Here is a 22,156-nt window from a genome sequence, read left to right as displayed (position 1 = left end):
CCGCCTGACCACACTCACTCCGAACACGTCCCGGCCGGCGGCCGGGCGTCAGCCCTGCTGGGTGGTGCTCCTGGGCTCCTCGACCGGCCGGGCGCTGGTGACGTCACCGGGGGCGGCCTGGATGGTACGGGCGGCGGTCGGCTGCTCGGCCGGGGAGGCGGCGGTCTCGGCCGTGTCGGCGGCGCGGCCGTCGTTCTTCATGGCCGCCGTCTCGCTCTTCAGGATGCGGAGGGACTTGCCGAGCGCGCGTGCGGTGTCGGGCAGGCGCTTGGAGCCGAAGACGACCACCACGACGAGGACGACGAGCAGGATGTGCCATGCGGAGAGCGAGCCCATGGTCTCGTCTTCTTTCTTCCGGGGGATTCGGCTGCCGTGCGGGACCTCGACATTCCGGACCGGCCGCACGAGTGGCAATCTTAACTCGCGGGGGTGAACACAAATCAATGCCTGCGCGACGATCTATTCGCCGTCCCCGTCCCTCCCGGACGCACGGCCGAACGTGCGGTGAACGGCTCCGCCCCTGGCCACGAGGGGTGCGGCGGACCGTTCGAGGGTCTCGGCCGCGGCGCCGATCCGCTCGGACGAGGCGGCCACGGCGCGGGCGAAACGACGGGCCTCGACGCCGACGCGGACCCCGAGGACGCCCAGGACGGCGACGCCGAGGAACGCCAGGGTCAACTGGAACATCGGCCAGAACACGTCAGCGCCCCTCCCCCGCCGCCGTCGCGTAGTGGTCGAGCGCCGCACGGGCCGCCTCCCGCGCGCTGTCGGCGAGGGCGGACGGCGCGACGATCCGGCCGTCCCCGCCGAGCCGCAGCGCCAGCCGCCGCAGCGTGGCGGGGTCGGGCGTGCGCAGCGTGACGCGCAGCCCGCCGTCCGGCAGTTCCTCGGCGGAGTCGTGCGGGTAGTACTCGGCGACCCAGCGCCCGCCTGGGCCCACCTCGACGACCACCTCGGGGTCGGTCGGCGCGGGCTGCACGAGACCTTCGCTGAGGTCACGCGGCTCGACGGGCGGCGGGTCGGCGGGGGTGTCGAGCAGTTCGATCCTGGCCACGCGGTCGAGGCGGAAGGTACGCCGCGCCTCCGACCGGTGGCACCACGCCTCGACGTAGGTGTGGCCGACGGCGAACAGCCGGATGGGGTCGATCTCCCGGTCGGTCAGCTCGTCACGGCCCGGCGAGTAGTAGCGGATGCGCAGGCGGCGCCGTTCGGTGATGGCCCGGTCCACGTCGGCGAAGACGCCGCCCTCGGACTCGAAGGTGACCGACAGGCGCGAGCTGGCCCCGGCCGCCTCGCCCGCCGCGGCCTCCAGCTTGGCCGTGGCCCGCAGCAGGGCGTCGCGGTCGCCGTCCCGCAGACCGGGGAGGGTGGCGACGGCACGGGCGGCGACCAGCAGGGCGGTGGCCTCGTCGGCGGCGAGCCGCAGCGGCTGGCCGGTGCCGGAGCCGACGGCCTCCGCGTTGTACCACCAGATGTGCTCGCCGTCGGTGTCGATGTCGAGCAGGTCACCGCCGCGAAAGCTGGTCCCGCACATGGGCAGGACGTTGAGGTCGGAGATCAGCTCGTCCTCGGTGATCCCGAAGGCGCGGGCGACCTCGTCCACCCGCGCGCCGGGGCGTTCCCTCAGATAGGTGACGAGCGACAGCATCCTGCGGGTCCTGTCGATGGCTGTGGTGGCCATGGCGGCGTCCTTCCTCAGCCCTTGGCGACGGCGCGCAGCCGGTCGATGACGTCGGCCCGCAGTTCGGCGGGCTCCAGCACGATCACGTCGGGTCCGAACTCGGCGAGCCAGGCGCCGAGGCCGTGCCCGTAGGGAATCTCCAGGTCGTCCCACCCGGCGCCCGAGGGCGCCTCCGTGACGGCGGTCGCCCGTGCGCGCAGCGGGTATCCCGCGCCGGTGCGCAGCCGGATGCGGGCCTGTCCCGTGGGGGTCTCACCGGCCCAGCGGGCGACGGACTCCCGCAGGGCGACGTGGTCGGGCACCTCGGCCGTGAAGGCGCCCGCACGGGACTTGACGCGGCCGGTGATGCGGGAGAGGCGGAAGACGCGCTCCGCCTGCCGGTCGCGGTCCCAGCCCGCGAGGTACCAGTGGCCGCGCCAGCACTCCAGGGCCCAGGGCTCGACCTGACGGCTCACCGGCCGCGCCGCGTTCGACCTGCGGTAGTCGAAGGTGACGGGGCGCCGGTCGCGGCAGGCGATCATCAGCGGCTCGAACGCCGCCTCACCGGCCGGGACGCGCGGCTCGATGGCGCTGTACGCCTCCAGCTCCTCCTGCGCCAGCGGCATCCCCGCGGCCCGCAGCTTCTGGAGGGCGCCGCTCGCCGCGCCCGCGAGGCGCGCCTGCTGCCAGACGCGGGCGGCCAGGCCGAGCGCGGCGGCCTCCTCGGCGTCCAGCGTGAGGGGCGGGAGCTGGTTGTGGTCGCGGCGGGCGAGGTAGCCGGTGTCGCCGTCGATGCTCTCGACGGTCTCGATGACGAGGCCCAGCTCGCGCAGGTCGTCCTTGTCCCGCTCGAACATGCGGTTGAAGGCGTCCTCGGAGCCGACCTCGCGGTACGCCTCGATGGAGTCGCGCAGTTCGCGTTTGCTCAGCGGGCGGCCGGTGCCCAGCAGGCACAGGGCCAGGTTCATCAGCCGCTCGGCCTTGGCAATCGCCATCGCGCGCCGCCCCTTCTCGTCCGCGAGCCCGAGTCGCGCCCGCGCCGGAAAGCGCCGTGGGCCCGTCCCCCGTAAGGGGAATGGGCCCACGGTACCGCTTGTGGAGATCAGACCGAGACCAGGTCGCAGACGAAGATCAGCGTCTCGCCCGGCTTGATCCGGCCCCCGGCGCCCGCGTCGCCGTAGGCGAGGTGCGGCGGGATCACCAGCTGACGGCGACCGCCGACCCGCATGCCCTGGACGCCGCGGTCCCAGCCGGGGATGACCTGTCCCGCGCCGAGCTGGAAGCGCAGCGGCGTGCCGCGGTTCCAGCTGGCGTCGAACTCCTCGCCGGTGCTGAAGGCGACGCCGACGTAGTGCACGGACACCTGCGCGCCGGCCTGGGCGACCTCGCCCTCGCCCTCCCAGATGTCCTTGATCTCCAGGTCGGCCGGGGGCTCGCCGCCGGGGAAGTCCACCTCGGGCTTGTCGATGTTCACGTGAAGATCACTCCTAGCGCGCTTGCTCGAACCCGCAGGATACGCGGGAGATGCGGCTCGCCGTGCGACGCTCAGACGGCGCCGACGATGTCCACGACGAAGACGAGGGTGGAGCCGCCGGGGATGGACTGGTTGCCCTGCTCCCCGTAACCGAGGTCCGGCGGGATCACCAGCAGGACGCGGTCGCCGACGTGCTTGCCGACGAGGCCCTCGTCCCAGCCCGCCACGACCTGGCCGGTGCCGATCTGGAAGGCGGAGGGGGCGTCACGGTCCCACGAGGAGTCGAACGGCTCGCCGTCCGCCCAGTTCACACCGGTGTACTGGACGACGAGGGCCTGACCCGCCTCGACCTCGGCGCCGTCCCCCTCGATGAGGATCTGCTGCTGGAGCTCGGCGGGCGGGTCCTGTCCCTCGGGGATGGTGATCGTCGGGCCCTCGCCCTCCACGGCCTCCACCGCGGGGAGGCCGTCCTCCGCCGGGGCCTGCTCGCCCTCGGCGCCCGCGCCCGGGTCCACGGCCGTCGCGCCGACGATGTCGAAGACCCACACGACGCCCTCGTCCTCCGGGAGGCCGAGGCTCGCGGCGCCCTGGCCGAGGAGATCGGCCGCGGGCCCCTGCACCTGGACGCGGCTGCCGACCGTCGCGCCGACCATCGGGTCGGTGACCGCGGCGAGGAAGACGGAGTCCACCCCGGCCTGGGCGATGACCTGACGGCGCAGGCCGTCGGGCAGCTCGGGGGCGGAACCGGCGGCGGCCTCGTTCGGGTCGGCCCAGGTGTTGACCAGCTCGCGGCCGTCCGAGACGGTCTGCGCCACGGCGTCGAGGCGCAGGTAGTCGCCCTCGGCGACCTCCGCGCCGTCACCTGGCGCGAGAACGTCGCTGATCACGTCGTCGCCGACGGTCGCGTCCTCCTCGATGACCAGCTCGGGCTCCTCGCCGAACTCGCCGGAGGCGGTGGCCACCGGCCCCGAGGCCGCGGGGGTCTCGGGTGAGTCGTCGGAGCTGTCGTCCGAGCCGCAGGCGGCCAGGCCGAGGAGGAGGGCGGGTACGGCGAGGGCGGCGACGAGGCGGCTCGCTCGTGGGGTGGGGGTCATATGTCCAACCGGGGCGTCGAGGGCGTGTCGGGGCGGAACCCGCTGGTCCGCCCCAGCCTACGGCCTCCGGGCGCGCGCGTTCCGGCCGCGCGCGCCCGGAACCGTCACATCCCGGCGATCAGTTTCTCGACGCGCTCGTCCACCGAACGGAACGGGTCCTTGCACAGCACCGTCCGCTGGGCCTGGTCGTTGAGCTTGAGGTGCACCCAGTCCACGGTGAAGTCGCGGCGCTGTTCCTGCGCGCGGCGGATGAAGTCGCCGCGCAGCCGGGCCCGCGTCGTCTGCGGGGGGACCGACTTGCCCTGGAAGATCTTCAGGTCGTTGCACACCCGCTGGGCCTGGCCCCTGCGCTCCAGCAGGTAGTAGAGCCCGCGGCGGCGGTGGATGTCGTGGTAGGCGAGGTCTATCTGCGCGACCCTCGGGTGGGACATGGTCAGGTTGTGCTTGGCGCGGTACCGCTCGATGAGCTGGTACTTCATGACCCAGTCGATCTCGGTGTTGATCTTGTCGAGTTCCTCGGCGCGGATCGCCTCCAGCGTCCTGCCCCAGAGTTCGAGGACCTGCTCGGTGACGCCGGTGCGCATGCCGCGGCGTTCGCAGAAGTCGAGGGCCTTCTCGTAGTACTCCTGCTGGATCTCCAGGGCGGACGCCTCACGGCCGGTCGCGAGGCGGACCTTGCGCTGGCCCGTGGTGTCGTGGCTGACCTCGCGGATGGCCCGGATGGGGTTCTCCAGCGTGAGGTCGCGCATGACGGTGCCCGCCTCGATCATGCGGAGCACCAGGTCGGTGGCGCCGACCTTGAGCAGCATGGTCGTCTCGGACATGTTGGAGTCGCCGACGATGACATGGAGCCTGCGGTAGCGCTCGGCGTCGGCGTGCGGCTCGTCGCGCGTGTTGATGATGGGGCGGGAGCGCGTCGTGGCCGAGCTGACGCCCTCCCAGATGTGCTCGGCGCGCTGGCTGACGCAGAAGACCGCGCCGCGCGGCGTCTGGAGGACCTTGCCCGCGCCGCAGATCATCTGGCGGGTGACGAGGAAGGGGATCAGCACGTCCGCGAGGCGGGAGAACTCGCCGTGCCGTGCCACGAGGTAGTTCTCGTGGCAGCCGTAGGAGTTGCCCGCGGAGTCGGTGTTGTTCTTGAAGAGGTAGACGTCGCCGGCGATGCCCTCCTCGTGCAGGCGGCGCTCGGCGTCCACCAGGAGTCCCTCGAGAATGCGTTCACCCGCTTTGTCGTGGGTGATGAGTTCGGTGACGTTGTCGCACTCGGGCGTCGCGTACTCGGGGTGCGAGCCGACGTCCAGGTACAGCCGGGCGCCGTTGCGCAGGAACACGTTGCTGCTGCGCCCCCATGACACGACGCGGCGGAAGAGGTACCTCGCCACCTCGTCCGGGGACAGCCGTCGCTGACCGCGGAACGTACAGGTGACCCCGTACTCGTTCTCCAACCCGAAGATTCGGCGATCCATGACTGAACATTACGCCTGATGCTTACTTCTGAAACCGGGTTCGAGTGCGGCGTTTCGATCATTTCGCGTTTCCCCGCCAGGACCGGTGGGGCGCCCGGGAACTGCGAGAACGCGCGCCGAGGCGAGCAGCACCAGCAGCGCGACGCACCCGGCCGCGCCCGAGACGGCGAAGCCCGCGGCGGCGTCGCCCCGCTCGACGACCGGCCCGGCGACGGCGGTGCCCGCGGCGGCGCCGACGCCGAAGGCGGTCACGAGCCAGGAGAACGCCTCGGTGACCGTGCCGGTGGGCGCGTGCCGGTCGATGACGACGAAGGCACAGGCCAGCAGGGGTGCGAGGAACACCCCGGAGAGCACGCTGAGCAGCGTCATGACGACCAGGCTGTCGGGGACGAGCGCCAGGGGCAGGTATCCGGCGGCCAGGGCGGTGGCCAGCAGCCGCAGCCGTGGCTCGGGAGGCCCGCTCCAGCGGACGGCGCCGTAGACCAGGCCGCCGAGCAGGGCGCCCACGCCGAGCCCCGAGGTGAGCCAGGTGGCGATCAGCTGGTCCCCGTGGCCGTCGGCGTAGGCGACGTCCGCGACCGAGATGGCGCCGAGGGCGGTGCCGACGAAGAAGAAGCAGGCGAGGAGCGCGAGCAGCCCGCGTGAGCGCAGCGCGCCCAGCCAGTGCGCCTCCCGCGCGGCGCCGCGCCAGCGCCGGGACGGGGCGGACAGGACCACGGAGAGCGCCCCGAGGACGCCGATGAGGTTGACGACCAGCAGGGCGGCGGCCTCGGACCAGGCGGCGACGAGCAGCAGGACGACGAGCGGCCCACCCGCGAACATCACCTCCTGCGCGACGGCGTCGAGCGCGTAGGCACGCTGCACCCCGCCGCCGTGCCGGATGACGGTGGGCCACAGGGCGCGCAGGCCGCCTTCGAGCGGCGGGGTGGCGAGACCGGCGACCGCGACGGCCGTCCATGCCAGGGGCGCCGGGTCGGTGCCCACGGCCGCGAAGACGATCATGCCGAGGGCGGACACCAGGGCGGCGGGCAGCATGACGCGCAGCTGCCCGTGGAGGTCCACGAGCCGGCCGAGCAGGGGCTGCCCGACGGCGGTGGCCACCCCGTACACGGCGGCGAGCAGCCCGGCCAGGGTGTAGCCGCCGCCCTCGGCGCGGACGAACAGGACGATGCCGAGGGGCGCGGTGCCGTTCGGCAGGCGCCCTATGAGCGTGCCCACGAGCAGGCGCGTCACATGGCGGACGCGCAGCAGTTCCCCGTAGCCCGTGGCCATGTGCAAACCCCTGTCGGTGGATCGTCGGAGCGGTCGATGAGGTGACGTGTTACGTATAACGTCGTCGATTGTACGTACGATGAGCGTTCTGGTGGACGGCGGATTCAGGACACCGGCAGGGAGGCGCGGAGGCTGTGGGCGAGACGGGGAGCGACGCGGGCCGTGACGGCGCCGTCCGGCCCACGAGCCGGGACGTCGCGCGGCTCGCGGGGGTGTCCCAGGCGACGGTGTCGCTGGTGCTGCGCGAGCAGTGGCGCGGACGCGTCTCCCCCGCCCGTGTGGCGGAGGTGCGGACCGCGGCGCGCGAGCTGGGCTACCGGCCGAACCTCGCTGCCCGCAGCCTGCGGCTCGGCAGGACGCGGACGGTGCTGGTCGTCGTCCCGGCGCTGACCAACGAGTTCTTCGCCCGCGTGCACGCCGGGGCGGCGCGGGTGGCGGCCGAGGCGGACGTGGGCGTCGTCCTCTACCCCTCGCCCGAGGGCGTCGGCGCGGCCCCCGACCCCTTCGCCTCGGCCGGGGCGACGCTGGACGGCGTCCTGGCGTCCTCGATGGCCGTGGAGGCGCTGGCGCAGCTGAGCGGGGACGGGCTGCCGCTCGTCATGCTGGACAGCGAGCCGCGTGACGGTCCGGCGGGCGCGACCGTCAACCCCGACATCGGCGCCGGGATGCGGCTGGTGACGGACCATCTGCTGACGCTGGGCCACCGGCATGTGGCGCACGTCGCCGCCGACGTGCCGTCCTGGACGTTCGAGGTGCGGGAACGCGCCCTGCGTGCCGGGCTGTCGGCCGTCCCAGGGGCGCGTCTGGTCGCGGCGGAGCGCGGCCCGATCAGCGTCGCGGGAGGGCTGGCCGCGGCCGAGCGCGCCCTGTCGGCGCTCCCCCGCCCGACGGCGCTGGTCTGCGACGACGACACGATGGCGGCCGGGGCGTGCAAGGCGGTGCGCCGCCTGGGCCTGCGGGTGCCGGAGGACGTGTCGGTGACGGGCTTCGACGACCTGGCGCTCGCCACGGCGGTGGAGCCGGAGCTGACGACGGTGCGGCTGCCCGCCGAGGAGCTGGGCGCCGCCGGGCTGCGGGCGCTGCTCGCGGTGCTCGCCGGTGAGCGGCGGGGGACGACGGTGCTGCCGGTGACGCTGGCCACGCGCGGCTCGACGGCCCAGGCGCCGCAGCCCGCGTGACAGGCGCGCGCCCCGGGGAGCGGGCTCCCCGGGGCGCGGCGTGCGTCAGTCGCCGCTCGTGTCGTCCGTGGCGCTGTCGGACGTGTCCTCGGCCGCGGCCTCGGAAGAACCGTTCCGCTCCAGCAGGGACGCGAGCTGCCGCACGGGCACGCGCTTGAACTTGCGGGTCTGCGGCCTGGTCCGGTCGAGGACGGCGACCTCCAGCTGATCGGCGGTCAGCTCACGCTCGCCGCCGCCCGCCTCACGGGTGAGCGAGTCCACCGCGAGGCGCAGCACCTCGCCCAGGTCCATGCCCTCGCGGTGCCGCTGGCCGAGATAGCTGCTGATCTGGTCGGCGTTGCCGCCGACCGCGACGGAGCCGTGCTCGTCGATGATCGAGCCGTCGTGCGGCAGGCGGTAGATCTCGTCGTCCTCCGGGGTCTCGCCGACCTCGGCGACGAGAAGCTCCACCTCGTAGGGCTTCTCGGCGGCGCTGGAGAAGATGTTGCCCAGCGTCTGCGCGTAGAGGTTGGCCAGCCCCCGGGCCGTGACGTCGGTGCGGTCGTAGGTGAAGCCGCGCAGGTCGGCGTAGCGGGTGCCGCCGATGCGCAGGCTCTCGTACTCGTTGTACTTGCCGGTCGCCGCGAAGGCGATGCGGTCGTAGATCTCGCTCACCTTGTGCAGGGCGCGCGACGGGTTCTCGGCGACGAACACGATGCCGTCGGCGTACTGGAGCACCACCAGGCTGCGTCCGCGCGCGATGCCCTTGCGGGCGTACTCGGCGCGGTCCGCCATGGCCTGCTGGGGTGAGACATAGAACGGTGTGGACACCGGCTACTCGTCCCTTCGACGTCCGTGGGAATTCCGGGATCTGGCGCTTCGCCCGGTGCCGGACGGGCCCGGCACCGCAATCTACACAGCCGGGGCCTGCGGCCCGTCGGGCAGTTGGAGCCGCCCGTCGTACACCGCGCGGGCGATCTCGCCGACCTCGGTCCCGCCGAGGCGGCGGTAGCCGTCCTCGGTGATGACCGTGACGATCGGGTAGATGCGGCGTGCGAAGTCGGGTCCGCCGGTCGCGGAATCGTCGTCGGCGGCGTCGTAGAGCGCCTGGACGGCCACGGTGGCCGCCTGTTCCTCGGACAGGTCGGGGCGGTGCAGCTTCTTCAGGGATCCGCGGGCGAACAGCGAGCCGGAGCCGATGGCCGCGAAGCCGTGCTCCTCGGACCGGCCGCCGGTGACGTCGTAGGAGAAGATGCGGGCCGCGCCGCGCTCCAGGTCGTACCCGGCGAAGAGCGGGACGACGGCCAGGCCCTGCATGGCCATGCCGAGGTTGCCGCGGATCATGGTGGACAGCCGGTTGGCCTTGCCTTCGAGGGAGAGCGTGTGGCCCTCGACCTTCTCGAAGTGCTCCAGCTCCAGCTGGAAGAGCTTGACCAGCTCGACGGCGAGCCCGGCGGTACCGGCGATGCCGACGGCGGAGTACTCGTCGGCGGGGAAGACCTTCTCGATGTCGCGCTGGGCGATCATGTTGCCCATGGTGGCGCGGCGGTCACCGGCGAGGACGACGCCGCCGGTGAACGTGGCGGCGACGATCGTGGTGCCGTGCACCGCCTCGACCGCCCCCTCGACCGGCGGCAGCGCGCGGTGTCCCGGCAGGCGCTCCGGGGCGTGGTCGGTCAGGAAGTCGAGGAACGAGGAGGAGCCCGGCCGGAGGAAGGCCGCCGGGAGTCGCCCCTGCTCGTGGGAGTTGGCTGCCACAGGGTTCCTTCCATGTGGAGGACGGTCCGCCGCCCCGGCCGGCGGTGCGGCCGGGGCAGCGGCAGGCTATGGCACGGACCCTACCCGTCCGGCGGTGGTGATCCACATCGGCCGCGGAAGCCGCGCGGCGCGGCGGGGGCGCCTACTGGCCGCCCTTCTGGACGAAGCTGCGGACGAAGTCCTCAGCGTTGGACTCCAGCACCTCGTCGATCTCGTCGAGCACCGAGTCCACGTCGTCCGTCAGGGCCTCCTGGCGCTCCTTGAGCTCCTCGGAGACCTCCGCGTCCTGGGACTGCTCCTCGACTTCCTCGCTGTTGCGCGACGCCTTCTGCTGGCCGCCGCCGGTGTCTTTGGTCGCCATCTCCCTCACCCCTGCTCAGCTTCGACGTGTCACGATCAGACCCTACTAGGCGGGGCTGACATCGGCCCTTTCACTTTTCCCGGGGATACCCGGGGGACTTTCCCCGCGGGATTTCCCCCGGAACACCCTCAACGTCAGGGGACCACCCTGATGATTCCCGGATCGGCGGGAAATCAGCCGCCGGAGAGGGCACGGACGAGATCGTCCGCCGTCGGACAGCGGTCGAGGAGGTCCTTCACGTGCTCGCGGGTGCCGCGCAGCGGGTCCATGGTCGGCACGCGTTGCAGCGAGTCACGGCCGGGGAGGTCGAAGATCACGGAGTCCCAGGAGGCGGCGGCGACGTCGTCGGCGTACTGCTCCAGGCACCGGCCACGGAAGTAGGCGCGGGTGTCGTCCGGCGGGCTGATCCTGGCGCGCAGGACGTCCTCCTCGTCGAGGAGCCTGGTCATGCGCCCACGGGCCGCCAGCCGGTTGTACAGGCCCTTGTCGGGCCGGACGTCCGCGTACTGGAGGTCCACGAGGTGCAGGCGCGCCGCGTCCCAGCCGAGGCCGTCACGGCGGCGGTAGCCCTCCATCAGCTCCCGCTTGGCCACCCAGTCGAGCTGGCCGGCCAGGCTCATCGGGTCGTTCTCCAGCCGGTTGAGGACGTCCTCCCAGCGGGAGAGGACGTCGGCGGTCTGGGCGTCGGCGTCGGTGCCCCAGCGCTCCTCCACGTACTTGCGGGCCAGCTCGCAGTACTCCATCTGGAGCTGGACGGCGGTCAGCGTCCGGCCGCTGCGCAGCGTCACCAGCTGGGTGAGCCCGGGGTCGTGGCTGACGCGGTGGAGCGTGCGGACCGGCTGGTCCACGGCGAGATCGACGGTGATGAAGCCGTCCTCGATCATCGACAGGACGAGCGCGGTGGTGCCCAGCTTGAGGTAGGTGGAGACCTCGGCGAGGTTGGCGTCGCCGATGATGACATGGAGCCTGCGGTAGCGCTCGGCGTCGGCGTGCGGCTCGTCGCGGGTGTTGATGATGGGCCGCTTGAGTGTCGTCTCCAGGCCGACCTCGACCTCGAAGTAGTCGGCGCGCTGGCTCAGCTGGAAGCCGTGCTCGCCGCCGTCCTGGCCGATGCCGACGCGGCCCGCGCCGCAGACGACCTGGCGGGAGACGAAGAAGGGCGTGAGGTGCCGCACGATCTCGGAGAACGGCGTCTCGCGCTTCATCAGGTAGTTCTCGTGGGTGCCGTAGGAGGCGCCCTTGTTGTCGGTGTTGTTCTTGTACAGGTGGATCGGCTGGGCGCCGGGGACCTCGGCGGCCCGGCGGGCGGCCTCGGCCATGATCCGTTCACCGGCCTTGTCCCACAGGAGGGCGTCCAGCGGCCCGGTCGTCTCGGGTGAGCTGTACTCGGGGTGCGCGTGGTCCACGTAGAGCCTGGCGCCGTTGGTGAGGATGACGTTGGCCAGGCCGATGTCCTCGTCGGTCAGCTGGCTGGCGTCCGCGTTGTCCCTGGCCAGGTCGAAGCCCCTGGCGTCGCGCAGCGGGTTCTCCTCCTCGAAGTCCCAGCGGGCACGCCGGGCGCGGTGCATGGCCGCCGCGTAGGCGTTCACCACCTGGGAGGAGGTGAGCATGGCGTTGGCGTTCGGGTGGCCGGGGACGGAGACGCCGTACTCGGTCTCGATGCCCATCACTCGCCGTACTGTCATGCGGCCCTCCTTGCCCGGCGGCGCACCGGCACCGGCCCGGTGCCGTCCTTCGCTGACGAGCGTAGGCGACACCGGGCCCGGCGCGCGGATCGCCGCCGGTTTCCTTCTGGACTCGTCCCGGGATCAGGACCGTCGCGGATCAGGACTGACTCGGAATGCACCGGCTGCGGGGCACGCCTTCGCGTGCCCCGCAGCCGGACGACGTGTGCGGGCGTGCCTGTGCGGGATGCCGCCCGTCTACCGGTGGTGGCCGGTCACAGGTACTGGCCGGTGTTGGCGACCGTGTCGATGGAACGGCCGGTGTCGCCGCCCTGCTTTCCGGTGACGAGGGTGCGGATGAAGACGATCCGCTCGCCCTTCTTGCCGGAGATCCGGGCCCAGTCGTCGGGGTTGGTGGTGTTGGGAAGGTCCTCGTTCTCCTTGAATTCGTCCACGCAGGCGGACAGGAGATGGGAGACGCGAAGGCCCTTCTGCTGGTGGTCCAGGAAATCCTTGATGGCCATTTTCTTGGCGCGGTCCACGATGTTCTGGATCATCGCGCCGGAGTTGAAGTCCTTGAAGTAGAGGACTTCCTTGTCGCCGTTCGCGTACGTGACCTCAAGGAAGCGGTTCTCCTCGGTCTCGGCGTACATCTGTTCCACGACGGTCTGGATCATGCCGCCGACGGCCGCGGCACGGCTGCCGTTGTGCTCGCCGAGGTCGTCGGCGTGCAGCGGGAGCCGCGGGGTGAGGTACTTCGAGAAGATGTCCCGCGCGGCCTCGGCGTCCGGGCGCTCGATCTTGATCTTGACGTCGAGGCGGCCGGGGCGCAGGATCGCGGGGTCGATCATGTCCTCGCGGTTCGAGGCGCCGATGACGATGACGTTCTCCAGGCCCTCCACGCCGTCGATCTCGGAGAGCAGCTGGGGGACGATGGTGTTCTCCACGTCCGAGCTGACACCGGATCCGCGGGTGCGGAAGAGGGAGTCCATCTCGTCGAAGAAGACGATGACGGGGGTGCCCTCGCTCGCCTTCTCCCTGGCCCGCTGGAACACCAGCCGGATGTGCCGCTCGGTCTCGCCGACGTACTTGTTCAGCAGCTCGGGGCCCTTGATGTTGAGGAAGAAGCTCTTCCCCGCGGGCTTGCCGGTGACCTCGGCGACCTTCTTGGCCAGCGAGTTGGCGACGGCCTTGGCGATGAGTGTCTTGCCGCAGCCGGGCGGGCCGTAGAGCAGGACGCCCTTGGGCGGGCGCAGCTCGTGCTCCCTGAACAGGTCGGGGTGCAGGTAGGGCAGCTCGACGGCGTCGCGGATCAGTTCGATCTGACCGCCGAGACCACCGATCTGCGTGTAGTCGATGTCGGGGACCTCTTCGAGGACCAGCTCCTCGACCTCGCTCTTGGGCACGACCTCGTAGACGTAGCCGGAGCGGGGTTCGAGCAGCAGGGCGTCGCCCGCGCGCAGGGTGGCGTCGAGCAGCGGCTGGGCGAGCTTGACGACCCGCTCCTCGTCGGTGTGGCCGACCACCAGGGCGCGCTCGCCGTCCTCCAGGATCTCCTTGAGGGTGACGATCTCGCCGGCACGTTCGAACTCCATGGCGGCCACGACGTTGAGCGCCTCGTTGAGCATGACCTCCTGGCCACGCCGCAGGTCGCCGAGGTCGATGCTCGGGCTGACGTTCACCCGGAGCTTGCGGCCCCCGGTGAAGATGTCGGCGGTGCCGTCCTCGTTGGCGAGCAGGAAGACGCCGAAGCCGGAGGGCGGCTGGGCGAGCCGGTCCACCTCCTCCTTGAGCGCGACGATCTGGTCACGGGCTTCCCGCAGGGTGGTCGCGAGCCGTTCGTTCTGGGCGGAGACACCCGCCAGACTGGTCTGCAGCTCGACGACGCGTTCCTCCAGGATGCGCGTGTGTCGCGGGGAGTCGGCCAGCTTTCGGCGCAGGACGGTGATCTCCTGCTCAAGGTCGGCGATCTGCCGGGCCGGGTCGTCGGGACCCCTCCCGGGTCGGACGCCGCGGTTGCTGTCGTCGTTCTGGGATACCACGGTCCTCACCTCCTCCAAGGGGAGCTGGACGCTTCCAGACCCTACCTGGACCGGTGCAGTTCGAAACCCCTAGATCACAAAGACGGTCGGGGTGTGTCCGATCTTCACCCTTGCGCACTCCCTCACGCCAGGGAATACCCACCCTGCGCTGCGGGAAAGCAGGTCGCTGTATGGTCGTAAGTGGTCAACACCCGCAAGGGATGGCTCTCTTTGACTCACGCCCAGGAAGAACGGTAGGCCAGATGACCGCGCCGAACGACACCGAAGAGATCGAGGTCTGGATCGATCAGGATCTCTGCACCGGGGACGGGATCTGCGCGCAGTACGCCCCTGAGGTGTTCGAGCTGGACATCGACGGGCTTGCCTATGTGAAGCCGCCCGTCCCGGCGGGCACCGAGGCGGAGCTGCTGACGGCCCCTGGGGCGACCGCCCGCGTGCCGCTGCCGCTGCTGCGCGACGTCGCCGAGTCGGCCAAGGACTGCCCCGGGGCGTGCATCCACGTCCGCCGGGTGGCCGACCAGGTGGAGATCCACGGCCCCGACGCGGACTGACGGCGCGGCCGGGCCCGCGGGCGGCGCCGCCCGCGGGCCCGGCGCGTCAGACGCTGTTCGGCGCGGGCTGCGGGCGCAGCGCGAGCCGGCCGTCCTCCCAGAGCCAGTCCACGTCGCGCACCAGGTCGGGGCAGCAGCGCGGGACCTCGTCCGACGAGTAGCCCAGCAGGCGGACGGAGACGGTGCCGCCCTCGGCTTCGAGCCGTTCCACGGTCATCCGCTCCGCCGGGTCCACCAGGGTGGCCGCGACCGTCGCGGGGGCGCCGTCGGTGGCGGGCAGGGTGAGCAGGTACATGCCGTTGGGCGGGGTGCCGGAACCGGCGTCGCAGCGGACGACGGCGAGCGTCTCGCGGCGCCCGTCGCCGTCGAGGTCCGTCTGCGCGCTGTCCGTGACCAGCACGTCGAGCGGCCCGCAGTCCAGGGGGTAGGCGGCGCCCTCGGGGTCGGGTCCGGCGACGGGTGCGCCCGGCTCGGGCGCGGCGCCGTCCACCGGGCCCGCCGCGTCCTGGCCGCCGGGGCGGGCGGTCGCCCCGGAGGGCTCGACCAGGGCGGCCACGGCGGTGATCGCGGCGAGTGCCAGGGCGGTCGTCACCCAGTGGAACGGGCGGGTGCGCGAGGCGGTCGGGTCGGCCGGGCTTGCCGGGAGCTGCACGCGGAGGACTCCTGGACGTCGTGAGGGGGTGACACCGTGCCGGGCCTGCGCGACGGCAGGTGACCGGCATCGTGCCACATCTCACGGAACGGCGGAACGGCGGGGTCCGGTCGGCCTGTTGGGCCGGGCGGGGCCGTCAGGCGGACGCGGAGCCAGGCCCCGTGTAGTCCGCGCCGTACGCGCCGGGGGCGGGGCGGCGACGGCGGCGCGGCGGCTCCACGCCGTCGGCGAGCCTGCGGGCGGTGACGAGGAAGCCGGTGTGCCCGATCATGCGGTGGTCGGGGCGGACGGCGAGCCCTTCGACGTGCCAGGTGCGGACCATGGTCTCCCAGGCGCTCGGCTCGTTGAACGTGCCGTGCTCCCTGATCGTCTCGACCGTGCGGGCCAGCTGGGTGGTGGTGGCGACGTAGGCGCACAGGATGCCGCCGGGCACCAGGGCCTTGGTGACGGCGTCCAGGCACTCCCAGGGCGCGAGCATGTCGAGGATGACGCGGTCCACGTCGGCGTCGTCCAGGTGGTCCTGGAGGTCGCCGACGGTCACCTGCCAGGCCGGGTGCGGGCCGCCGAAGTAGCGGGCCACGTTCTCCTGGGCGATGGCCGCGAAGTCGGCGCGTCGCTCGTACGAGTGCAGCATGCCCTGGTCGCCGATGGCGCGGAGCAGGAAGGTGCTCAGCGAGCCGGAGCCGACCCCCGCCTCCACGACGCGCGCGCCGGGGAAGATGTCGGCCATGGCCAGGATCTGGCCCGCGTCCTTGGGGTAGACGACGGCGGCGCCGCGCGGCATGGACAGGACGTAGTCGGGGAGCAGGGGGCGCAGCGCGAGATACTCGACGTTTCCCGTGGTGCGGACGACCGTGCCCTCGGGGGCGCCGATCAGCTCGTCGTGCGGGAAGGCGCCCTTGTGGGTGTGGAAGCTCTTCCCCGCTTCGAGCGTGAACGTGTAGTGGCGGCCCTTGGGGTCGGTGAGCTGTACCTGGTCCCCGACCTGGAAGGGCCCGCGACGGCGGGCGGCACCGGTCGGTTCGGACATGGCGGCAAGCCTAGTCCACGCGGGTGGTCCGTCAGTCCACGGGCCGGTGGGCGGGGGCGGCGGGACGGGCCATCGCGTCGATGAAGGCGCGCTCGACGTCGCTGGTGGACAGGACGCCGTAGATCTCGCCCGTGCGCTCCACGACCAGGTACTCGCTCGCCGGGGTGGCGCGCAGGTGGTCGAGCAGCCCCTCGCCCGCAAGGTCGGCGGGCACGCGCAGCCCCTCGCCCAGGTCCTGCGCGAGCGTGCCGACCTGGACCCAGGGCCTGCGGTGTTCCGGCACCTCGGCGATCCCGGCCTCGCGGACGAGGGAGAGCGGGTCGCCGTCCTGGTCCACGACGACGAGGGCGCGGGCGCCCGCCTCGTTGGCGCGGCGCAGGGCCTCGGACAGGGGCGTCTCCGCGGCCACGGGGACGGCGCGGCGGGTCAGCGTGCGGGCGTTGAGGACGGGGAGCCGTTCGCGGAGGCGGGCCATGCGCAGGCTGTTGCCCGCGCCCGTCCAGATGATGGCGGCGAGGATGGCGGCCAGCAGGGCGTCCGTCAGGGACTCGATGCCGCTGAACGCCTCGCGGTCGCCCGACGTCCCGACGTAGGTGGCCAGCGGGAACCCGACGAGGACGGCCACGGCGAGGGCCCTGCCGGTCCACGCGGCGGCGACCGTGCCGGTCATGGGGCTGCCGGACAGCTTCCAGATGACGGCGCGCAGCATCCGGCCGCCGTCGAGCGGCAGTCCTGGGAGGAGGTTGAAGGCGGCGACGATGAGGTTGGAGATCATCAGGCCCGCCAGCAGGACGCCGGGGATCGTGCCGGACTCGGTGACGAGCATGCCCGCGTAGAAGACGCCCGACAGGACGAGGGACAGCAGCGGGCCGACCCCGGCGAGGACGAACTCGCGGCCGGGGGTCTGCGACTCCTTCTCGATCTCGGAGACACCGCCGAAGAACTGGAGCTGGATGCGCCGCACCGGCAGGTCGAAGCGGAGGGCGGCGACGGTGTGGGCCAGTTCGTGCACGAGGACCGAGGCGTAGAACGCGACGGCGAAGAAGAGCGAGACGAGGTAGCGCCCCCCGCCCAGCTCCGGCAGGACGCGGTCGAGCTGGTTGCCGAAGAACCAGGTGATGAGCGCGGCCACCAGGAACCAGCTGGGCGCCACGTAGATCGGCACGCCGAGGATCCGGCCCATGAGGAAGCCGCCGCCCGCTCCCCGGCCGGGCCGTGCGTCCTCCTGGGCACCGGGCGAGGGCGCGCCCGTGGGACCTGTGGGCTTCGCCTTCCGGCCGTCGCCCGGGTCCGTCGTCGGGTCGCTCTCGGAGTCTGCCACCAGTTCCCCTCGTCGCCGTGGGCCGCCCGCACGGCTGTTCGGACATGCGCTGCCGTCGTGCACGCGGGCTCCCCGTCGATGGTAAGCGGCTACCTGTCAGTGACGCGCCGTAGGGTTCGCTCCATGACCGCTCCCATCGCCAGGCCGCCGGATTCCCTCTCCCCGTCACGGGCGGCCGATTTCATGCAGTGCCCCCTGCTCTACCGCTTCCGGGTCATCGACAAACTGCCGGAGGAGCCGAGCGCGGCGGCGACCCGTGGGACGGTCGTCCACGCGGTGCTTGAGCGGGTGTTCGACGCGCCGGCGGGTCAGCGGGCCATACCGCGGGCGCGTGCGATGGTCGCGCGGGAGTGGGAGCGGCTGCTCGCGCGGCGCCCTGAGCTGACGGCGCTCTTCGCCGCGGAGGGCGACGGCGGGCAGGGCGAGGGCGGGGCCGGGGGCGGTTCCGCCGGTGGGATGGACGCGGCGCGGCTGGCGGAGTGGCTGACGAGCGCCGAGGAGCTGGTGGAGCGCTGGTTCTCCCTTGAGGACCCGACGCGTCTCGAACCGGCGGAACGCGAGCTGTTCGTGGAGACCCGGCTGGAGTCGGGGCTGCGGCTGCGCGGGGTCATCGACCGGGTGGACGTGGCGCCGACGGGCGAGGTCCGCATCGTGGACTACAAGACGGGGAAGGCGCCCGGGCCGCGGTACACGGACGGCGCCCTGTTCCAGATGAAGTTCTACGCCCTGGTGCTGTGGCGGCTGCGGGGCGCCGTGCCGAAGCGGCTCCAGCTCGTCTACCTGGGCAGCGGCGACATCCTGACGTACGACCCCGAGGAGGCCGACCTGCGGGGCGTGGAGCGCAAGCTCGTCGCGCTGTGGCACGCGATCCGGCAGGCCACCGAGACCGGGGACTGGCGGCCGAGCCGCAGCAAGCTGTGCGGATGGTGCGACCACCAGGCGCGCTGCCCGGAGTTCGGCGGCACTCCCCCGCCGTACCCGCTGTCGGTGCAGACGGCGCTGCCGCTGCTGCCGGAGCAGGGCGCGCCGGTGGAGGAGGGCGCGGCGGACCCGCGCGCGGAGGCGTGAGCGAGAATGGTCGGCGGCGCTCCGCGCCCTCGGCGTCCCTGGAACGAAGGTCGGCCCATGCCCATTCGCGTGCTGCTCGTCGATGACCAGCCGCTGCTGCGCACCGGTTTCCGCATGATCCTGGAGGCCGAGGCGGACGTGTCCGTGGTCGGCGAGGCGGGGGACGGGCTTCAGGCGCTGGAGCAGGTGCGGGCGCTCCAGCCCGACGTCGTGCTGATGGACATCCGCATGCCGCGCATGGACGGCGTGGAGGCGACGCGGCAGATCACCGGCCCGGGGCACGACGGCCCGGCGAAGGTGCTGGTGCTGACGACGTTCGACCTGGACGAGTACGTGGTCGAGGCGCTGCGGGCGGGCGCGAGCGGCTTCCTGCTGAAGGACGCGCCCGCGGCGGAGCTGGTGCAGGCCATCCGGGTGGTGGCGGCGGGCGAGGCGATGCTCGCGCCGAGTGTGACGCGGCGGCTGCTCGACATGTACGCGGAGCGGCTGCCCTCGGGCGAGGAGCCGGTGCCGGACGCGCTGGGGCGGCTGACCGAGCGGGAGGTCGAGGTGCTGAAGCTGGTGGCCCGTGGCCTGTCGAACGCGGAGATCGCCGCCGACCTGTTCGTCAGCGAGACCACGGTGAAGACGCACGTGGGGCATGTGCTGACGAAGCTGGAGCTGCGCGACCGGGTGCAGGCGGCGGTGTTCGCGTACGAGAGCGGGCTGGTGCGGCCCGGCAGCTAGGGCCCGTCTTCACAGGGGTCGCCCTAGCGTCGGTCCGTGTCCTTGGCGATCTCCCAGAAGCGGAACGCCGTGGCGCTGTCGAGGGCCCAGCGCAGGCCGGTGACGCCCCGGGCGGCGACGGCCTGCTGCCGGTCCTGCCACAGCGGGAGGAGCGGCAGGTCCTCGGCGACGGCCTCCTGGACGGCGGCGAAGCCGTCGGCGGCGCGCTCGCGGTCCGTCGCGCGCTCGGTGGCCGGGACGAGGTCGTCGGTGACGTGGGGCGCGTCGTAGGGCGTGGGCAGGATGCCGCCCGCGCCGACGAGGGGCTGGAGGAAGCTGTCGGGGTCCGGGTAGTCCGGGCTCCAGCCGCGCAGGGCGAGGGGGCAGTCGCCGTCCGCCGCGGCGTCCGTGAGGTCGGCGGCGGGGAGCGCCCGCACCGTGACGGCGAACAGGCCGTCCGTCCCCAACTGGGCGGCGATCAGGTCGGCGGCGGCCGTCGCGTCGGGGTCGGAGCCGTCCGGGGCGCACAGCGTGAGCCGGACCGGCTCGGTGTGACCGGCGCCGCGCAGTTCCTCGCGGGCGCGTTCCGGGTCGGGGTGGTCGCCGTAGCGGTCGAGGAAGGGCGTGGTGTGGCCGAGCATGCCCGCCGGGACGAGGGACTGGAGGGGTTCCGCGGTGTCCGGCAGGACGTCCTCCACCAGGGCGTCGCGGTCGATGAGGAGGGCGAGGGCGCGGCGCACGGCCGGGTCGCCGGTGCGGGGGCCGCCGAGGTCGGGGACCAGGAAGTGGGTCTCCAGGCCGCTGCCGGTGACGGAGGTGAGGCGGCCCTCGTCGCGCAGTGCGGCGAGGTCGGTGGCGGTCAGGCCGCGGTGGGCGAGATCGACGGTGCCCGCGGTGAGGGCGTCCCGCAGAGCGGCCGGGTCCCCGGGGTAGAAGCGGACGGTCATGCCGGAGTTCCGTAGGTCGGCCGGTCCCTGGTAGCGGGAGTTGGGGGCGAGGACGGCGGTGGCGTCGTCGTGGCTCTCCAGCGTGTAGACGCCGGAGCCGTCCGTGCCGCCGTCGGTGCGCAGGGAGCCTGCCGGGTAGGAGCGGTGGTCCACGATCGCCCCGGCGGGGGTGGCGATCTTCTGGGCGAACGTCGCGTCGGGGCGGCTGAGGTGGAAGGTGACGGTGCGGTCGTCGGGCGTGTCGATGCGCTCCACGGCGGACAGCAGGGCGGCGGGGCCGTGCGGCGCGGCGATGCGCAGGGTCCGTTCGAACGAGTACCGGACGTCGTGGCTGGTGAGGGCGGCGCCGTCGGAGAAGGTCAGGTCACGGCGCAGACGGCAGGTGAAGCGCCGGCTGACACGGTCGGTGAAGCCGCACGCGTCGGCCGCCTCCGGCTGCGGCTCGGTGCCGCCGGGCGGCAGGCTCAGCAGGGACTGGAAGACGTTCCCGATGAGCAGCCAGGAGCCCGGGTCGTACGCGGCGGCCGGGTCGAGCGTGCGGACCGGGTCCGTGGTGCCCATGACCACGGCCTCGCCCTCGCCGCCCTCGCCGCCGTCCCACCAGCAGCCGGTGAGGAGGAGGACGGCGGCGAGGGCCGCGGACAGCGGGACGGGCCACACGGGTCGGGGCATCACGTTGCGTGACACTAACGGACGGGTGATCGGCGGGCGCCACCGGGGAGCGTCACGGATGGACGGGCGCTCCGGCCGTGCCGCCGATGCCGCGCGGGGCGGGGGCGGCGGCGACGGAGCGCAGGAACGCCATATCGACTTCTTCGAGTGACCCGACGACGGACCGGCCGGGCGCGGCGCCGATGGGGGCGATGGACGGCACGGCGATCACGCGGCAGCCCGCCGCCTCGGCGGAGGCGACGCCGGTGGGGGTGTCCTCGATGGCGACGCAGCGTCCCGGCTCCGCGCCCAGACGGGCCGCGGCGGCGAGGTAGGGGTCCGGGTGCGGCTTGGTGCGGTCCAACTCGTCGCCCGCGACGGTGGCGGCGAAGTGGTCGGCGCCGAGGGAGACCAGCATCCGCTCGATGACCGTGCGGTGGGACGCCGAGACGAGGGCCGTCGGGACGCGGTGGGCGGTCAGCTCGGTGAGCAGGTCGCGGGCGCCGGGCATGAGGGGCACGCCGCGTTCGAGGCGGCGGAGGAAGGCGGCGTTCAGCAGGTCGCGTACGTCGTCCAGGGCGATGTCGGCGCCGGTGACCTCGATCAGGTATCCGGCGCTGCGGGCCATGGGGCCGCCGACCACGATGTCGCGGTGCTCCTCGGCGAGCACATGTCCGAGGGCGCCGAAGACCTCCACCTCGGCGTCCCACCAGAATCCCTCGGTGTCCACCAGCGTGCCGTCCATGTCGAGCAGGACGGCCTGCGGGCCGGACCCGTGGGCAGCTCTGGTGTCGAGGGCGGGAAAGGAGCTTGTCATCCGCGCGCACCTCCATAAGGGGCCAGAAGGCCGGCCGTCCCCTGGGTGGGACGACCGGCCTGTACCGGATCGATCAGTCTACGTCGGCGCTGGTCGCACCGCCTCGGACCATGTGATCCGAACGGAGCAGCGACGGGCTAGCGTGCGTTGAAATAGCTCGCCTCGGGGTGGTGAAGGACGAGGGCGTCGGTGGACTGTTCGGGGTGGAGCTGGAACTCCTCGGAGAGGGTGACGCCGATACGTTCGGGTTCGAGGAGTGCGGCGATCTTGGCGCGGTCCTCCAGGTCGGGGCAGGCGGGGTAGCCCAGGGAGTAGCGGCAGCCTTGGTACTCGGTGCGGAACATCCCGGCCAGGGCGGCGGGGTCGTTGTCGGCGATGCCGAGTTCGGTGCGGACGCGGGCGTGCCAGTACTCGGCGAGGGCTTCGGCGAGTTGGACGGACAGGCCGTGGAGTTCGAGGTAGTCGC

At 72.7% G+C, this 22,156-nt stretch carries 23 protein-coding genes; 4 read left to right on the top strand and 19 right to left on the bottom strand.

Annotated elements, in window-relative coordinates:
- Positions 1 to 48: 48 nt before the first annotated feature.
- The 8 genes from tatA to IF27_RS18165 form a co-directional block, all read right to left on the bottom strand.
- Positions 49 to 336: a Sec-independent protein translocase subunit TatA gene (tatA, locus tag IF27_RS18200; RefSeq protein WP_052850717.1), complete on the bottom strand. Its 288-nt coding sequence runs from the start codon at positions 334 to 336 to the stop codon at positions 49 to 51.
- A gap of 123 nt (positions 337 to 459) precedes the next feature.
- On the bottom strand, positions 460 to 699 hold the full coding sequence (locus tag IF27_RS18195; protein WP_052850716.1) for a hypothetical protein: 240 nt from the start codon (positions 697 to 699) through the stop codon (positions 460 to 462).
- A 1-nt stretch (position 700) separates the two neighbouring features.
- Entirely contained in the window at positions 701 to 1,681 is a 981-nt protein-coding gene (locus IF27_RS18190) for a helix-turn-helix transcriptional regulator (RefSeq protein WP_052850715.1), read from the bottom strand.
- A gap of 14 nt (positions 1,682 to 1,695) precedes the next feature.
- Positions 1,696 to 2,655: a helix-turn-helix transcriptional regulator gene (locus IF27_RS18185; protein ID WP_052850714.1), complete on the bottom strand. Its 960-nt coding sequence runs from the start codon at positions 2,653 to 2,655 to the stop codon at positions 1,696 to 1,698.
- Between the two features lie 107 nt (positions 2,656 to 2,762).
- The gene (locus IF27_RS18180; protein WP_052850713.1) at positions 2,763 to 3,134 is read right to left on the bottom strand and encodes an FKBP-type peptidyl-prolyl cis-trans isomerase; all 372 of its coding nucleotides are present in this window, start codon (positions 3,132 to 3,134) and stop codon (positions 2,763 to 2,765) included.
- Positions 3,135 to 3,205: 71 nt separating this feature from the next.
- Entirely contained in the window at positions 3,206 to 4,228 is a 1,023-nt protein-coding gene (locus IF27_RS18175; RefSeq protein ID WP_052850712.1) for an FKBP-type peptidyl-prolyl cis-trans isomerase, read from the bottom strand.
- 104 nt (positions 4,229 to 4,332) lie between these two features.
- Entirely contained in the window at positions 4,333 to 5,694 is a 1,362-nt protein-coding gene (gene pafA, locus IF27_RS18170) for a Pup--protein ligase (RefSeq protein ID WP_052850711.1), read from the bottom strand.
- Positions 5,695 to 5,703: 9 nt separating this feature from the next.
- The gene (locus IF27_RS18165) at positions 5,704 to 6,966 is read right to left on the bottom strand and encodes an MFS transporter (protein ID WP_052850710.1); all 1,263 of its coding nucleotides are present in this window, start codon (positions 6,964 to 6,966) and stop codon (positions 5,704 to 5,706) included.
- Positions 6,967 to 7,100: 134 nt separating this feature from the next.
- Between IF27_RS18165 and IF27_RS18160 the strand changes: the two genes are divergently transcribed.
- Positions 7,101 to 8,144 carry a LacI family DNA-binding transcriptional regulator gene (locus IF27_RS18160; RefSeq protein WP_052850709.1) on the top strand — a complete coding sequence of 348 codons (1,044 nt, stop codon included), beginning with the start codon at positions 7,101 to 7,103 and terminating at the stop codon, positions 8,142 to 8,144.
- 45 nt (positions 8,145 to 8,189) lie between these two features.
- On the opposite strand, the gene prcA is transcribed toward IF27_RS18160, so the two are convergent.
- From prcA to arc, 5 genes are all read right to left on the bottom strand, one after another.
- Positions 8,190 to 8,954 carry a proteasome subunit alpha gene (prcA, locus tag IF27_RS18155; RefSeq protein WP_052850708.1) on the bottom strand — a complete coding sequence of 255 codons (765 nt, stop codon included), beginning with the start codon at positions 8,952 to 8,954 and terminating at the stop codon, positions 8,190 to 8,192.
- An 81-nt stretch (positions 8,955 to 9,035) separates the two neighbouring features.
- Positions 9,036 to 9,881, bottom strand: a complete 846-nt coding sequence (gene prcB, locus IF27_RS18150) for a proteasome subunit beta (RefSeq protein ID WP_052850707.1) — start codon at positions 9,879 to 9,881, stop codon at positions 9,036 to 9,038.
- A 142-nt stretch (positions 9,882 to 10,023) separates the two neighbouring features.
- The gene (locus IF27_RS18145; protein ID WP_052850706.1) at positions 10,024 to 10,242 is read right to left on the bottom strand and encodes a ubiquitin-like protein Pup; all 219 of its coding nucleotides are present in this window, start codon (positions 10,240 to 10,242) and stop codon (positions 10,024 to 10,026) included.
- Positions 10,243 to 10,415: 173 nt separating this feature from the next.
- Entirely contained in the window at positions 10,416 to 11,927 is a 1,512-nt protein-coding gene (gene dop / locus IF27_RS18140; RefSeq protein WP_052850705.1) for a depupylase/deamidase Dop, read from the bottom strand.
- A 254-nt stretch (positions 11,928 to 12,181) separates the two neighbouring features.
- Positions 12,182 to 13,966: a proteasome ATPase gene (arc, locus tag IF27_RS18135; protein WP_420822025.1), complete on the bottom strand. Its 1,785-nt coding sequence runs from the start codon at positions 13,964 to 13,966 to the stop codon at positions 12,182 to 12,184.
- Between the two features lie 224 nt (positions 13,967 to 14,190).
- On the opposite strand from arc, the gene IF27_RS18130 reads away from it, so the two are divergent.
- The gene (locus tag IF27_RS18130) at positions 14,191 to 14,499 is read left to right on the top strand and encodes a ferredoxin (protein ID WP_052850703.1); all 309 of its coding nucleotides are present in this window, start codon (positions 14,191 to 14,193) and stop codon (positions 14,497 to 14,499) included.
- A 46-nt stretch (positions 14,500 to 14,545) separates the two neighbouring features.
- Here the strand turns inward: IF27_RS18130 and IF27_RS18125 are convergent, their stop codons facing one another.
- The 3 genes from IF27_RS18125 to IF27_RS18115 all read right to left on the bottom strand — a co-directional run bounded on the left by IF27_RS18125 (position 14,546) and on the right by IF27_RS18115 (position 17,502).
- Positions 14,546 to 15,151, bottom strand: a complete 606-nt coding sequence (locus IF27_RS18125; RefSeq protein WP_052850702.1) for a hypothetical protein — start codon at positions 15,149 to 15,151, stop codon at positions 14,546 to 14,548.
- A gap of 136 nt (positions 15,152 to 15,287) precedes the next feature.
- On the bottom strand, positions 15,288 to 16,181 hold the full coding sequence (locus IF27_RS18120) for a tRNA (adenine-N1)-methyltransferase (protein WP_052850701.1): 894 nt from the start codon (positions 16,179 to 16,181) through the stop codon (positions 15,288 to 15,290).
- A gap of 31 nt (positions 16,182 to 16,212) precedes the next feature.
- Positions 16,213 to 17,502, bottom strand: a complete 1,290-nt coding sequence (locus IF27_RS18115) for a site-2 protease family protein (protein WP_052850700.1) — start codon at positions 17,500 to 17,502, stop codon at positions 16,213 to 16,215.
- 123 nt (positions 17,503 to 17,625) lie between these two features.
- Between IF27_RS18115 and IF27_RS18110 the strand changes: the two genes are divergently transcribed.
- The gene (locus IF27_RS18110) at positions 17,626 to 18,570 is read left to right on the top strand and encodes a RecB family exonuclease (RefSeq protein WP_223291099.1); all 945 of its coding nucleotides are present in this window, start codon (positions 17,626 to 17,628) and stop codon (positions 18,568 to 18,570) included.
- A 57-nt stretch (positions 18,571 to 18,627) separates the two neighbouring features.
- A complete protein-coding gene (locus tag IF27_RS18105) occupies positions 18,628 to 19,296 on the top strand; it encodes a response regulator (protein ID WP_052850698.1) in 669 nt (222 codons plus the stop codon).
- A gap of 23 nt (positions 19,297 to 19,319) precedes the next feature.
- Here the strand turns inward: IF27_RS18105 and IF27_RS18100 are convergent, their stop codons facing one another.
- The 3 genes from IF27_RS18100 to IF27_RS18090 all read right to left on the bottom strand — a co-directional run.
- Entirely contained in the window at positions 19,320 to 20,894 is a 1,575-nt protein-coding gene (locus tag IF27_RS18100; protein ID WP_052850697.1) for an ABC transporter substrate-binding protein, read from the bottom strand.
- Between the two features lie 52 nt (positions 20,895 to 20,946).
- Positions 20,947 to 21,690 carry an HAD family hydrolase gene (locus tag IF27_RS18095; protein ID WP_052850696.1) on the bottom strand — a complete coding sequence of 248 codons (744 nt, stop codon included), beginning with the start codon at positions 21,688 to 21,690 and terminating at the stop codon, positions 20,947 to 20,949.
- Between the two features lie 137 nt (positions 21,691 to 21,827).
- On the bottom strand, positions 21,828 to 22,156 hold a 329-nt coding region (locus IF27_RS18090), incomplete at its 5' end, for a vitamin B12 dependent-methionine synthase activation domain-containing protein (protein WP_190233013.1).

It is taken from the genome of Streptomyces avicenniae (assembly GCF_000719135.1).
Taxonomy (GTDB): domain Bacteria; phylum Actinomycetota; class Actinomycetes; order Streptomycetales; family Streptomycetaceae; genus Streptomyces; species Streptomyces avicenniae.
The sequence above is the reverse complement of the archived record's forward strand: the minus strand, read 5'-3'. Positions and strand labels throughout refer to the sequence as shown.